General features: G+C 71.3%; 13 protein-coding genes. 8 read left to right on the forward strand and 5 right to left on the reverse strand.

The genetic code is table 11. The features are described 5' to 3' along the window. Positions 1-317: 317 nt before the first annotated feature. The 4 genes from E0H26_RS08280 to gap all read left to right on the forward strand — a co-directional run bounded on the left by E0H26_RS08280 (position 318) and on the right by gap (position 4,095). Positions 318-1,250: a CPBP family intramembrane glutamic endopeptidase gene (locus tag E0H26_RS08280; protein WP_206024946.1), complete on the forward strand. Its 933-nt coding sequence runs from the start codon at positions 318-320 to the stop codon at positions 1,248-1,250. Positions 1,251-1,273: 23 nt separating this feature from the next. Further along, entirely contained in the window at positions 1,274-2,188 is a 915-nt protein-coding gene (locus tag E0H26_RS08285) for an aldo/keto reductase (RefSeq protein WP_131302851.1), read from the forward strand. A 304-nt stretch (positions 2,189-2,492) separates the two neighbouring features. Further along, the gene (locus E0H26_RS08290; RefSeq protein WP_131302853.1) at positions 2,493-3,086 is read left to right on the forward strand and encodes a TetR/AcrR family transcriptional regulator; all 594 of its coding nucleotides are present in this window, start codon (positions 2,493-2,495) and stop codon (positions 3,084-3,086) included. Between the two features lie 4 nt (positions 3,087-3,090). Further along, entirely contained in the window at positions 3,091-4,095 is a 1,005-nt protein-coding gene (gene gap, locus E0H26_RS08295) for a type I glyceraldehyde-3-phosphate dehydrogenase (protein WP_131302855.1), read from the forward strand. A 69-nt stretch (positions 4,096-4,164) separates the two neighbouring features. On the opposite strand, the gene E0H26_RS08300 is transcribed toward gap, so the two are convergent. After that, positions 4,165-4,719 carry a hypothetical protein gene (locus E0H26_RS08300; RefSeq protein WP_131302857.1) on the reverse strand — a complete coding sequence of 185 codons (555 nt, stop codon included), beginning with the start codon at positions 4,717-4,719 and terminating at the stop codon, positions 4,165-4,167. 192 nt (positions 4,720-4,911) lie between these two features. Here E0H26_RS08300 and E0H26_RS08305 point away from each other — a divergent pair, with 192 nt between their 5' ends. Beyond that, positions 4,912-5,820 carry an NADP-dependent oxidoreductase gene (locus E0H26_RS08305; RefSeq protein ID WP_131302859.1) on the forward strand — a complete coding sequence of 303 codons (909 nt, stop codon included), beginning with the start codon at positions 4,912-4,914 and terminating at the stop codon, positions 5,818-5,820. Between the two features lie 107 nt (positions 5,821-5,927). Here E0H26_RS08305 and E0H26_RS08310 read toward each other — a convergent pair whose 3' ends face one another. Beyond that, the gene (locus E0H26_RS08310) at positions 5,928-6,518 is read right to left on the reverse strand and encodes a GNAT family N-acetyltransferase (RefSeq protein ID WP_131302861.1); all 591 of its coding nucleotides are present in this window, start codon (positions 6,516-6,518) and stop codon (positions 5,928-5,930) included. A 269-nt stretch (positions 6,519-6,787) separates the two neighbouring features. Here E0H26_RS08310 and E0H26_RS08315 point away from each other — a divergent pair, with 269 nt between their 5' ends. Both E0H26_RS08315 and E0H26_RS08320 read left to right on the forward strand, forming a co-directional pair. After that, positions 6,788-7,426 (forward strand): TetR/AcrR family transcriptional regulator, encoded by a 639-nt coding sequence (locus tag E0H26_RS08315; protein WP_206024948.1) that lies wholly within the window; start codon positions 6,788-6,790, stop codon positions 7,424-7,426. 144 nt (positions 7,427-7,570) lie between these two features. Then, the gene (locus tag E0H26_RS08320) at positions 7,571-10,954 is read left to right on the forward strand and encodes a S8 family serine peptidase (protein WP_131302865.1); all 3,384 of its coding nucleotides are present in this window, start codon (positions 7,571-7,573) and stop codon (positions 10,952-10,954) included. On the opposite strand, the gene E0H26_RS08325 is transcribed toward E0H26_RS08320, so the two are convergent. Next, positions 10,945-11,397: a hypothetical protein gene (locus E0H26_RS08325; RefSeq protein ID WP_206024950.1), complete on the reverse strand. Its 453-nt coding sequence runs from the start codon at positions 11,395-11,397 to the stop codon at positions 10,945-10,947. The two genes, E0H26_RS08320 and E0H26_RS08325, sit on opposite strands and share 10 nt — an antisense overlap. Before the next feature lie 4 nt (positions 11,398-11,401). Next, a complete protein-coding gene (locus E0H26_RS08330; RefSeq protein ID WP_131302867.1) occupies positions 11,402-11,773 on the reverse strand; it encodes a VOC family protein in 372 nt (123 codons plus the stop codon). A gap of 83 nt (positions 11,774-11,856) precedes the next feature. On the opposite strand from E0H26_RS08330, the gene E0H26_RS08335 reads away from it, so the two are divergent. Then, on the forward strand, positions 11,857-12,708 hold the full coding sequence (locus E0H26_RS08335) for a phosphotransferase family protein (RefSeq protein ID WP_165521782.1): 852 nt from the start codon (positions 11,857-11,859) through the stop codon (positions 12,706-12,708). A gap of 1 nt (position 12,709) precedes the next feature. Here E0H26_RS08335 and E0H26_RS08340 read toward each other — a convergent pair whose 3' ends face one another. Next, a complete protein-coding gene (locus E0H26_RS08340) occupies positions 12,710-13,585 on the reverse strand; it encodes an alpha/beta fold hydrolase (protein ID WP_131302872.1) in 876 nt (291 codons plus the stop codon). Positions 13,586-13,758: the final 173 nt, after the last annotated feature.

The following is a 13,758-nucleotide window of genomic DNA, read 5'->3' on the forward strand; positions in this document are numbered from 1 at the left end:
GCCGTTACGGTCGGCCCGTTCCCGACGGCCGGTACGCACACCGCCCGAACCCGACCGTCCACTCCGGATCGTGCTGGAGCTGGCATGGCGGGGCCGGAGGCACAACCTGAGGTATAGGACGGATCGTGCCGGCGGGCGACGTGTCGGGTGCCGGCCCACGACAGGCTGGAAACATGACGAGCCCGCCCCCCGGTCAGCGTCCGGCCGACCTGCTTTCCGCCACCGAGGCACCCCCTGCGCTGCCGTCGGCACCCGCACACCCGTGGGCCGTGGGGCATCCGACAGTTCACCCCGATGCGCCTCCGTACCCGGCGGCCGTGGCAGCGCCACCGGGACGGATCCGGTCGGCGCCGGCCGGAACCCCGTACCACCGGCTCGCCCGGACCACCGCGCACCGTTGGTGGCGGCCGATGGTCGGCACCCTGCTGGTGCTGGTGGTTGTTCCGCTGCTGTTCGTGTTGCTCGCGGCGCCCTTCTGGATCGCCGCCGAGCTGACCGGGCAGCCGGACGATGCGGACGGCATCGCCTCCTTCGGCCCGCTCGCCGACACGGCGCTGCTGCTGCTGTCGTTGGGGGTGATGACCCCGGTGGTGCTGCTGGCCGCGCGCTGGGTGCAGGCCCGGCCGGCCGGCAGTGTCTCCTCGGTGACCGGGCGGCTGCGCTGGCGTTGGCTCGCGGTCTGTCTCCTGCTCTCCGTGCCGACGGTCACGCTGATGGTGGGGGGTCTCGTCGGTTTGCTGGTCGTCACCGGCGACTGGACCGACGCCGACACCGGGCCGATGAGCTGGGTCGGTCTGCGGACCTTGGCGATCAGTATGGCGGTGCTGCTGCCGCTGGTGCCGCTACAGGCCGCGGCCGAGGAGTACCTCTGCCGAGGCTGGCTGTTGCAGGCGGTCGGCGCCTACCTGCGTAGCCCGTGGATCGCGATCGTGCCGCAGGCGCTGCTCTTCGCGGCGGCACACGGCTGGGGTACCCGGTGGGGCTTCGCCGACCTGACGTTGTTCGGCCTGGTCACCGGCTGGTTGACGGTACGCACCGGCGGACTGGAGGCGGCGATCGGCTTGCACGTGGTCAACAACCTGGTCGCGCTGGGGCTGGCGGCGGCGACCGGAGATCTCGCCAGCGACGCCACCGCCGCGGACGCGCCGTGGCACCTGCTGGCGGTGAACCTGTTCGTGATGGTCGGGTACGCCCTGGTGGTGGACCGGCTGGCGGCCCGGCGAGGGCTGGCCGCGACCGTTCCCGCCTGACGAGTGTGGTGTTGGATGGGGTGATGGAGATCATCGACCGTCTCACCGCCGCCTCCAGGATCGGGTTGGGACTGGCGGCCGTCGGCCGTCCGGGCTACATCAACCTGGGGCGCGTCGCGGATCTGCCGGTCGAGCGGACGGTGGAGGCGCTGTGCGCCCGCACGAGCGAACTTCTCGACCAGGCGTACGCGGCGGGCGTCAGGTATGTCGACGTCGCCCGATCGTACGGCCGGGCCGAGGAGTTCCTGGCGCAGTGGCTACGGAATCGGCCGGAGATCGACGACGTCGTGGTCGGCAGCAAGTGGGGCTACACCTACACGGCCGGTTGGCGGGTCGAGGCCGAGACGCACGAGGTCAAGGATCACCGCGTCGCCACCTTCGACCGGCAGTACGGCGAGACCCGTGCGCTGCTCGGCGACCGCCTCGATCTCTACCAGATCCACTCGGTCACCCCGGACAGTCCCGCCCTGCACGACGTGACCCTGCACCGCCGACTCGCCGATCTCGCCGAGCGGGGCGTGCTGGTCGGGCTCTCCACCAGCGGGCCCGCGCAGGCCGAGGTGATCCGTGGTGCGCTCGGCGTGCGGGTCGACGGTGAGCCGTTGTTCCGCAGCGTGCAGGCCACCTGGAATCTCCTGGAGCCCAGCGCCGGCCCGGCGTTGGCCGAGGCGCACGACGCGGGGTGTCTGGTCATCGTGAAGGAGGCGCTGGCCAACGGTCGTCTCGCCGTACGCGAGGACGTGGGCGACACGGTCGCGCTCGCGGCGGCGTTGCAGCAGCCGTGGGCGGGGATCGTCCTCTCCGGAGCCGCGACGAGCGACCAGCTCGCCTCGAACCTGCGGGCGGAGACGCTCACCGTCGATCCCGCGCGCTGGGCGGACCTGGCCGTCGCGGCCCCGCGCTACTGGCAGGAACGAGCGGACCTGCCCTGGACGTGAGCGGGTCGACCAGTCCGTCCGCGCGCCCCGCTGACGCGGTGAGGTCGCCGGGGTGATGATCTTCACCTCGTTCGCGGCGAGGGCGTCCCGCAGGTTGGCGGGCGGCATGGCGTCGGTGATCAGGTAGTCGGCGCTGCCCAGCTCGGACACCTGGGCGAACAGCTTGCGGTCGAGCTTGGAGGAGCCGTCCCGCCGTCTCGGCGGTAAGGCGGTATCCCGCTCACCAGCATCCCACCATGACGCCGGAACCGAGATGTGCAAAGGAGGTTGCGCTGTACCTACTGGTATGTACAGAATGACGGTCATGGAGTCGCGTCAACTGCTGATCGAGACGATGAGCGAGCTCATGTGGGAGCGTGGCTATGCCGACACGAGCCCGCGTGACGTACGCGAACGGTCCGGTGTGGGCCAGGGCAGCATGTACCACCACTTTCCGACCAAGCGGGACCTGGCGGTCGCGGCCCTTGAACGCAACGTCGCGGACCTGCTGCCGGCCGTGTCCGAGCTGGACGGTCCGGGCGACCCGATGGCCCGGATCGAGGCCTACCTGATGCGCCCTCGCGACGCCCTCAAGGGTTGCAAGGTCGGCCGGATGACCCAGGACCCCCAGGTACGCGAGGACCCGGTGCTGCTCGCGCCGGTGGCCCGCGCGTTCGCCCAGGTTCACCTCGGTTGGGTGAAGGTGCTCCGTGCGGCGGTCGCGGCCGGCGAACTGCGCACCGACCTCGACCCGGAGCGTCTCGCCCACACCCTGATGGCCGTCCTGCAGGGCGGCTACGTGCTCGCGATCGCGCAACAGGACCCGGGTCCGTTCGACGCGGCCCGCACCGGCGTCCTCGAACTGCTCCGCGCGGCGGCACCAGCCACGACGGACGACAGACACAAGATGGGGGAGTGAAGTCGTGACGGTACGGATAGGCATCAACGGGTTCGGGCGGATCGGACGCAGCTACCTGCGCGCCGCCCTGGCGAACGACGCCGACGTCGAGGTGGTCGCGGTCAACGACCTCACCGACGCCCGCACGCTGGCCACCCTGCTCGAATGGGACACCATCTCCGGTCACCTCGACGGCGTCGGCTTCGACGGCGACGCGATCACGATCCGGGGCAAGCGCATCACGGTCCTCGCGCAACCGGACCCGGCCGCCATCGCCTGGGGCGACGTCGGCGTCGACGTCGTCATCGAGTCCACCGGCCGCTTCACGGACGGCGTCGCGGCCGCGGCCCATCTCAAGGGCGGCGCGCGGAAGGTCATCATCTCGGCGCCGGCCACGGGGGATGTCCCCACGTTCGTCCTCGGGGTGAACGACGACAGGCTCGACCCGGACAGCCACGACGTCTTCTCCAACGGCTCGTGCACCACGAACTCCCTCGCACCGCTGGCGAAGGTGCTGAACGACTCGTTCGGCATCGAGTCCGGCCTGATGACGACGGTCCACGCCTACACGGGCGACCAGCGGTTGCACGACGCTCCGCACTCCGACCTGCGCCGGGCCCGCGCGGCTGCCGTCTCGATCATCCCGACGTCCTCCGGCGCGGCGAAGGCGATCGGCAAGGTCATCCCCGAGCTCGAAGGGCGTCTCACCGGCGCTGCGCTGCGCGTTCCCGTCCCGGTGGGTTCGCTCACCGACCTGACCGTGGTCCTTCGGCGTAGCGCCAGCGTCGCCGACGTCAACGCCGCGTTCCGTGAGGCGGCCGCCTCTCCGCGCCTGCGGCACTACCTGCAGTACTCCGAGGCGCCGCTGGTCTCGGCGGACATCGTCGGCAACCCCTACTCGTCGATCTTCGACGCGCCGCTGACCGAGGTGGTCGGCGACCAGGTCAAGGTCTTCGGCTGGTACGACAACGAGTGGGCGTTCTCCCACCGCCTCGTCGAGTTCTCCGAGCGGATCGCCACGCCTGCCTGACGTGGCTCCGCGCTGCGCCAGGACGGCCACGGCGGGATGCGATGGCCGTCCTGGCGGTCCTGGTCGTGGTCAGCTCAACGTGAAGGTCGCCTCGTCGACGTCGAAGGTCGTGACGCCGTTGCCGGCCGTCTCGCTGGCGACGAAGCTGACCGTCGCGGTGCGTTCGGTCGTCGCCGTCCCCGTCGACATGGCGTACTGCCGCCACTGCGGCCCGCCGTCGAAGGCCAGCGAGAACCTCGTCTTCGGGGGTATCCCGGTGACCGCCAGCCCGACGTTCAGGTAATCGCCTCGGCTGGTCTCCGTGGTGGTGGTCCGGACCCAGAAGCGGACCGTCAGGTCGCAGTCGGCCGGCACCGTGACGGTGGTGCGCAGCAGGTCGGTACGCGTGACGTCCAGCCCGGCGAAGGTGGCGTACGCGCGGCCGGTGTGTGCGGGTCGGGCCTGGTCGCCGAGCACGACGATGCGGGGGCCGGCGGTCCAGCCGGTGGCGCCGCGCTCGAAGCCCGGGTTCGCGTGGATCTGCCCGGTGCAGGGCGCGTCGGCCGCCGGCCGGCCGGCGGGCGCGCTGCCCGTGGTGAGGAGCAGCACGGCCGCAGCCGAGGCGGTGGTGACGAAGATCTTCATCAGTCCTCCCCGTGTCAGGGCGTTCGATACAGATCGACCATGCTCGATGCATTTCGGCGCGTCAAGCCCTTCAGGCCGGTCGGGGCGAGACAGAACTGCCGCCGGAGCAAGCCCTGGACCCGTTCTTGACCTGATCCGAGGTTGAAGTTCGAGACTGGCGCCAGGCAATGACGGACCACGGGAGGCGTACGGATGCAGGCGGTGGTTTTCCGGCAGGTCGGCGGGCCGGAGGTGCTGGAGTGGGCGCAGATCGAGACCCCGGACGCGGGGCCCGGCGAGGTCCGAGTGCGGGTACGAGCCGCCGGTGTGCAGCCGATCGACTGCGCGGTGCGGGCTGGGTTCACGCCCGCCTGGCGGAAGCCGGAACTGCCAGCGGTGCCGGGCAACGAGTTTGCCGGGGTGGTCGATCAGGTCGGTGCCGGGGTCACCGGGTTCGTGGTCGGCGACGAGGTGCTGGGTTTCGGGTTCATGAACGCGGCGGCCGAGTTCATCGCGGTGCCCGCCGACCAGGTGACCGCCAAGCCGGCCGGGATGCCGTGGGAGGTCGCGGGTGGCTTCAGCGGTGCGGCCCAGACCGCGCACATCGCCCTCGACCAGCTCCGCCCGACGCACGGCGAGACTCTGCTCGTGCACGGTGCGGCCGGTGCCGTCGGCGCGGTCGCGGTGCAACTCGCCCGCAGCTCAGGAGCCCGCGTCGTGGGCACGGCCAGCGCCGCCAACCAGGACTATCTGCGTTCCCTTGGCGCCGTACCGGTCGTCTACGGCGCCCACCTGTCCGATCAGCTCCGCACGTTACTGCCGGAGGGCGCCGATGCCGTCCTCGACGGTGCCGGCGGTGCGGCGCTCACCCTGTCGCTCGCCCTGTGCGCCGACCGTTCCCGGATCCTCACCCTGACCGAGCACGCCCGTGCTGCCGACCTCGGCATCCGGACCACCCCGAACCTGCGCTCGGCCGCTCGCCTCGCCACACTCGCCGCGCGCTACGCCACGGGCGACCTGCGCTTCCCGGTCCGCCGTACCTATCCGATGGACCGGGCCGCCGATGCCCACCGAGAGGTGGCGACCGGCCACGGTCGGGGCAAGGTCGTCCTCGTCGCGTGATCCTCGCGGTGATCCTGCCCCGCCGCGCGGCTGGGTCGGGAGGCCGAGCAGCCACACAGAACCTAGCCGTTGCCGCCACCGCCAGCAGGCAAGATCCCGTATCGGCGTTACGCGCCGTGCCACATGGGTTGGAGCAGCGGACCTCCCTCGGGCAGTCGTAGCGCCGCGCCGTGGTCGGTGAAGCCGTGCCGGGCGTACAACTTCCGGTTCAGCGGGGTTGACGCCTCCAGATACACCGGCAGACCCAACCGGTGCGCGCGGTCGAGGCCGTAGCGCAGCATCGCGGTTCCGGCGCCGAGCCCACGACGCTTCGGGACGGTCCCCATGGACGCGAGGTAGATGTGGGGCACCGTGGGATGTCGTGCCGCCGTGAGCGACCGGACCGCGGCCAGACGTGGCGGCAGCCCAGCGTCGCCGGCCGGCACCTCGATGTCCTCCGGCGTCTCGCCCCGGTCGAGCCAGATCGACGCTGCGACGGCTTCGCCCTCCCGGGTGAACGCGACGACCAGGGCCTCGGCGTCGACTGCGGCGGCCAGCGACGCCCCGAGCATCTCGCGCATGGCGGCCAGCCGCGCGCCCGGATCGGGGACGAGCCAGGCGGTGACGGCCTCGTCGGCGAAAGCCTCGAGACACAGCGCCAGCACGGTGTCGAGCTCCGACGAAAGGGCGGGACGGGCGGTCAGCGTGGTGGCGGTCATCGAGTTTCCTTCCGCTGCGCTCGGTGTGTCTCCCACACTTGCTGCGGCGTCGGCATCCGCGGAAGTAGTTTCGTCACACGGAAGGTGAGACGAAAGAGGCGGCGATGACGTGCGCGCAGTGCGGACGGGACCTGGGGACGGCACAGCGGACGGGGCGACCGCGCCGCTACTGTTCACGGTCCTGCCAGGCCCGCGCCTACCGACGTCGCCGCGACGACGGACGGCTCTCGGCGGTCGCCCAGCGCCCGTACGCGGGATCGAGCGCGGACATGATCGCGGTCGCCACGGAACTGGCCGACGCCCACGGCATCAACGGCCTGACCCTGCGGGCTGTCGCCCGCCGCGCAGGGCAGCCGCTCGCCGCCGCGCAGCACGCCTTCGGCAGCCGTGACCGCCTCGTCGCGGCGTTGGTGCAGCATCTCCTCGCGCACCGTCCCACCAGCCCTCGTCGGGAGTCGCCGGTGGAGCGGCTCGCCCGGCTCGCAGAGCAGGAGTGGCAGGTCTACCAGGCGCACCCGTGGCTCGTCGGCGTCCTCGCCAGCACCCGCCCCCCGCTGGTCCCGGCCGTGCTCGACCTGGCGGGCGCGAGCATCGAGGCCCTCGTGATGCTCGGGCTGAGCCCAGCGACAGCGCTGCGCCGTTACCTCGCGCTCAACGCCTACATCCAGGGCATGGCGCTGCTGCTCCAGGCCGAACAGAGAGAGGCGGCAGCCTCCGTAGCGACGTACCGCTCCTGGTGGGCCGAGGAGATCCGCCGCCTCGACCGCACCGGCAGCCGCCGGCAGCACCCCTGGCTCGGTGAGGTAACCGCCGGCACACCGCCGGAGGCGTTCGATGTCGATGTCGCGTTCCGCGACGGCCTGCACCGCGTCCTGACCGGCCTCACCGACGACACGCGTGGCGGGTAGGCCAGCCGTCGGTCCAGGAGGGTCGGCGAGTCCGCGTACACCCGCCAGCCCAGGAGTCACCGGAAGCGATTTGCGTCCTAACAGAATCCTTATCAGTTTTTCGGACCATGTTCGTAGTTGTCGATCATTCGACGTGGAGGTCTGATGAGGAGACTCGAACGGGTCGGTGCGGCCGGCCTGGCCGCTGCTCTCGTGCTGGGCGTGGGTCAACCCGGCTGGGCCGCGCCGGGCGCAGGCGGCGTGCCCGGCGGCGGTGGGCCCGGCGGCAATGGCGGGGCGCCGGTGGCGGCCGAGGGCCAGTCGGCCACGGTCACGCTGATCACGGGGGACCGGATCACGGTCGACCGGGGTGGCCGGGTGACGATCCGCCCGGCGAAGGATCGCGCGAGCGTCCGGTTCCGCACCCACGAGCTCGACGGCGAACTGTCCGTCGTGCCCGTGGACGCGGTGCCGCTGATCGCCTCCGGCGTGCTGGACCGCCGGCTGTTCAACGTCAGCAAACTGATCGAGTACGGCTACCACGACGCGGCCCGCGACCGGTTGCCGATGATCGTGGCGTACCCGGACGGGACGGCCGCCCGGCGGGGCGGCTCGCCGCTGCCCGCTGACGAGATCCGGGTCGACCGGGAACTACCGGCGATCGAGGGCGCCGCCGTCAGCGCGGACAAGGGCGACCTGGCCGAGGTCTGGGCGGACCTGACCGGCGCTGAGGCGGGGACCGCCGACCGCGTTCCCGGTCTTGAGCGGATCTGGCTCGACGGCAAGCGCCGGCCGGCGGTGGACCGGGGCGTACGGCAGATCGGGGCGCCCGCGGCGTACGAGGCCGGCTTCACCGGCGCCGGGGTGACCGTGGCGGTCATCGACAGCGGTGTCGACCTGACCCACCCTGACCTGGCCGACGCGGTGACCGAGGCGGTCAGCTTCCTGCCGGACAACGACCCGGTGGACCGGTTCGGGCATGGCACGCACGTGGCGTCGACCATCGCCGGCAGGGGCACCGCCTCCGGCGGCAGGTACCGGGGAGTGGCCCCGGACGCCGAGCTGGTCTCCGCGAAGGTCTGCGAGTACTGGTGTGACGACTCGGCGATCCTCGCGGCGATGCACTGGGCGGCCGTGGACAAGCAGGCCACGGTCATCAACATGAGCCTCGGCGGGTGGGACGGTCCGGAGATCGACCCGATGGAGGAGGCGGTCAACACGCTCACCGCGCAGACCGGCGCCCTCTTCGTGGTCTCCGCCGGCAACGACGGGCCGGGTGAGCGTACGGTCGGCTCACCGGGCAGCGCGGACGCCGCGCTGACCGTCGGAGCGGTCGACCGGGACGGCTCCCTCGCGGACTTCTCCAGCCGGGGTGCGCGGATCGGTGACGACGCCGTGAAGCCGGACATCACCGCGCCCGGCGTCGGGATCGTCGCCGCCAAGGCGGCCGAGGGCGAGATGGGCATCCCGGTGGACGAACACCACGTCGCCGAATCCGGCACCTCGATGGCCGCACCGCACGTCGCGGGCGCGGCGGCACTGCTCGCCCAGCAGCACCCCGACTGGGACGCGACCCGACTCAAGGCCACCCTGATGGGCTCGGCCAACCCCCGGCCGGGTGACACCGCCTACCAGCAGGGTGCGGGCCTGGTCGACGTGGCGCGGGCCATCGGGCAGTCGGTGACCGCCGACCCGCCGAGCGTGTCGTACGGCCGCACGCAGTGGCCGCACCACGACGACGACCCGATCACCCGGACCGTCACCTACCGCAACGACGGGGCCGAGCCGCTCACCCTCGACCTGGCCTGGCAGGTCATCGGGCCCGACGGCAAGGCGGCGCCGGACGGCATGTTCCGCACCGGCGCGCCGCAGGTCACCGTGCCGGCCGGCGGCACCGCCGAGGTGGCGGCCACCGTGGACACCAGCGTCGACGGCGTGGACGGCTACTACAGCGGGCACCTGGTCGCCACCGCCGGTCAGCTCCGCAGTGTCGTCCCGGTCGGGGTGCACCGCGAGGTGGAGAGCTACAACCTGACGGTCGACCACCTCGACTCGACGGGCGCACCGGCCGACACGTACTGGACCCTGGTCAGTGGGATCGACGGTCCGGCGGTGGAGGCCGTCGACAGCACCGCCGCACAAGCCACCGTCCGGGTTCCCACCGGCCGCTACGCCGTGACCGGCGTCGTCGACGAGTTCGGCGAGACGGAACGCAGCAGCCTGCTGAGCCGACCCGAGGTCGACCTGACCCGGGATCTGACGGTCACGCTGGACGCCCGGAAGGCCAAGCCGATCACGGCCACCGTGCCGGACCGGACCGCCCGCCCGGTGCTGGTCCAGACCGGGGTGATCGTGGACCTGTTCGACGGGCCGCCAGCGTTGATCGACATCGGGGCCGACGGGTTCGGCAGCCTCTACTCGGCCCAACTCGGTGGTCGGGCGACGCACGAGCACCTCAGCGGCTTCGTCGGACACCAGTGGGCCAGGCCGGACGGCAACGGCGGGTTCGCCGGCAGCCCGTACATCTATCACCTGGGTGAGGGGTTCCCCGGTCGGCTGCCCACCGGGTACCGCAAGGACGTACGGCGCGCGGAACTGGCGACCGTGCGGCACGAAATGCGCGGTGAGCGGCTGGGCGACCTGGTCGAACGGAACATGGCGGCGGAGTTCGACGGCGTGTACGGCGCCACCCTGAGCGGGTCGGTGCCGGTCGGCGACACCTGGACCGAGCACCACAGCACCAAGTCGACCGTCTGGTCCGGCGGCATCAGCATCTGGCAGAGCGTCGACGAAGAGCCCGGCGAGGAGTTCCGGAAGGTGCTCTTCGGCGAACCTCAGCGCTACCGGGCCGGCCGGGCCTACCAGGACGTGTGGAACGCCGCACCGATCGGGCCGACCCTGCTGCGGACCGGAACCCCGTTCAGCAGCGCGGGCCGGATCGAGGACGTGATCCGGGTCGACATCCCGCTGCACGGCGACGCGGCCGGACACGGCGGCATCTCCAACGCGGACACCGGACGGACCGCGCTCTACCGTGACGGCGAGCTGATCGACGAGTACACCGAGCCGCTCGACGCCGGTTTCGGCTTCTTCGAGGTGCCGGCGGACGCGGCGGCCTACCGGCTGGAGACCTCGTCCCGGCGCAGCTACACCGAGCTGTCCACCGAGGTCGACCTGACCTGGCAGTTCCGCTCCGCACGACCCGTCGGGGAGGACTGGGTGCGGCTGCCGGTCATGGTGGTGCGGTACGACCCGAAGCTGGACAGCAACGCTGCGGCACCGACCGGCAAGCGTTTCGACATCCCGCTGCGGGTGCTCGGCAACGAGCGGGCGACGGTGACGCCGAAGCGGGTCACCACGCAGGTCTCCTACGACGACGGCAAGACCTGGCAGCCGGCCACGGTCAAGACCACCGGCGGGAACTGGACCGCTACCGTCCAGCATCCCCGTACCGGCTCGTACGTGTCGCTGCGCACCTCGGTCACCGATCGGCAGGGCAACACCGTCGATCAGACGATCATCCGTGCCTACCGGTTGAGTCACCGCTGACGGTCGTGACCAGCGGCTGAACCCGCCGACCGCTGCCGCGCCGGACCCTGGTCCGGCGCGGCAGCCCGTTCGAGGGCGTCGACCAGGATGGGTGCCTCCAACACCGTGACGCGGTCACCGTCGGCGTCGGTGAGGTAGTCCTCGACGGTCGGGCCGGCGATGGTCAGGCGGTGACGGTGGAGCCAGTCGAAGAGATGTTGCCCGGCGTTGACGACTCCGATCGCGGGTGGGACGACGACGCGGACCACGGTGCGGGCCGGCAGCGTGAGCCGCTCACCGGCCCGGCCGGTGTCGACGGCGGCGGTGAAGCCGCCCCCGGGACGTGCGCGTAGCCAGGTCAGCAGGGTGGTGGTGGGACCAGCGGCGCAGACGGAAGCGATCTCGCGGGGGTGCTCGACGGTCCGTTCGAAGGTCGCCGGACGCACCGCGCAGCCCGTGCCCATGGCCTCAGCCGTTGGGGCGTGACTCGATCGCCTGTAGCGACCACCTGTTGCCGTCAGGGTCGCCGAAGTGGACGAAGCTGCCCCATGGCTGCACGTCGACCTCGCTGGCGTCGATGCCGGCGTCGAGCAGTTGCCGGCGCGCTGCCTCGGCGTCGGCGACCACCACCTGGATCTGCTGGGTGCCGGGAGCCATGTCGGTGATGCCCTCGCCGATCACGATGGAGCAGGCCGAGCCGGACGGGGTCAGCTGAACGAACCGCAGGCCCTCGTGCACCCTGTGGTCGTGGTCGGCGTTGAAGCCGACCTGCTGGTAGAACGCCTTGGCCCGGTCGACGTCGGTCACCGGAACGGGGATGAGCTCGATCTTCCAGTCCATGACCTCACCGTACGACGTGGGTACGACACACTGACCGGATGCCCCGCGAGTACGAGTCTCCGACGCCGGAAATCCTGCGATGGGTGGCACGCCAGGTTCATCGACGGGCCCGGGTGACCGCGGTCGCGCCGTTGCCGGGCGGGATCACCGCAGACATGGACCGGGTCACCGTCGATTCTCCGACCGGGCGCACCGATGTGGTGTTGCGCCGGTGGCCGACCGAGGAGCGGGCGGAGGGCCTGGTGGCACGCGAAGCGTCCGCGCTCGCGGCTGTCCGTGGTCGCGGGGTGCCCGCACCTGAACTCCTCGCGATGGACGAGGACGGGGCCGAGACCGGGGTGCGGTGCACACTCACGTCCGCGCTCACCGGGCAGCCGGACCTGTCTCCGGCCGACATGCGGTCCTGGCTGAGTCAGCTCGCGACCACGCAGGCCGCTATCCACGCCGTACCCGAGCATCCGCCGACCCGGTGGGACGGTTGGTATGACGACGGCACACCACTGGACTGGCTGGTCGACCGTGGCCTGCGCGCTGCCGCCCGGGAGGCGGCCTCGGGGCCGCTTGTCGGAGAGAAGGTCCTTGTCCACGGCGACTACCAGCACTTCAACGTGCTGTGGTGCGACGGTCGCCTCAGTGGCGTCGTGGACTGGCCGTACGCGGCCACCGGCAACCGGGGCAGCGACGTCGGCCACTGCCGGCTCAACCTGGCGGTGTTGTTCGACAGCAGGACGGCTGCGGACTATCTGGTGCGGTACGAGCGTGCCGCGGGAGTCCGGGTGGACCGGCGAGCCGACCTGCGCGCCCTGCTCTCCTTCGACCTCGGGTGGCAGCAGTTCGTCCCACGCCAGGTCGGCGGGCGGGCGCCGCTCGACGTGGCCGGGATGCCCGATCGGGTCGCCGCCGCGATCCGCGACGCGTTGGACGGAATTCGCTAACTCAGGTGTTGTCGAGCACGAACGTCCGGATGAGACTGGCGCACTCGGGCGCGTGTGTCTCCAACAGGAAGTGCCCGGCGTCGTAGATGTGCGCGTCCAGGCGATCGAGGGCGCGGTGGTAGGCGAGCACCTCGTCGACGTCGAAGTACGAGTCGCGCCGCCCCCACAGTACGAGCGCCGGCGGCTGGTGGGCCCGGTGGTATTCGGCGATCTCGTCGAACCGGGCGACGTGGCTGGCGTAGTCGCTGAAGAGCGCGAACTGCGCGTCGATGTTGCCGGGTCGACTCATCCGTTCCCAGTCGAGGTGCCACGACTCGGGCGGGTGCAGCGTGCGCAGCTGCTCGGGCAGCCCGGCGAGGTACTGGTCGCGGGTGCCGTCGAAGGTCAACCAGTCCGGCAGTTCGGCGCGCTTGTCCTCGGTCGGGTCGGCCCAGTACGCCCTGGCGCTGTCCCATTGCTCGCCGAGGCCGTCCTGATGCGCGTTGCCACTCTGCACGATCAGGCCGCGAATGCGATCCGGGGCGCGGGTGGCCAGGTGGTATCCCACCGGTGCGCCGAAGTCGTGCAGGTAGACGAAGAAGCGTTCGACTTCGAGCTGGTCGAGGAGGTTCTCGATCGCCCGTGAGAGGTTCTCGAAGGTGTAGTCGTACGTGTCGACGGTTGGCGACGAGGACATCCCGAAACCGGGCAGGTCAGGTGCGACCACGTACGCGACGTCGGCCAGGGTGGGCATGACCGCCCGGAAGGTGTACGACGAACTCGGGAACCCGTGCAGCAGCAGTACCGTCGGCTGGTCGGGGCGCCCGGCCTCGCGGAAGAACACCTCCAGGCCGTTGGCGTCGGCCTGTCGATGTCGGACCTTCTGGATCGCCTGCATCGCGTCCTCCTCCTGCTCGCGGAACGCGATGATCTTGCCTGTCGGGTTCGATCATCACGAATCCCGCCACCGCAGGCCCGCTGGCTGATATCGGCCGACGGTCACTACCGAACGTAACAGACACCGACAGTTCTTCGACCCGTGACCTGCGACGGCAGGGTGCAGTGCCGTGG

It is taken from the genome of Micromonospora zingiberis, assembly GCF_004331455.1.
GTDB lineage: Bacteria > Actinomycetota > Actinomycetes > Mycobacteriales > Micromonosporaceae > Micromonospora > Micromonospora zingiberis.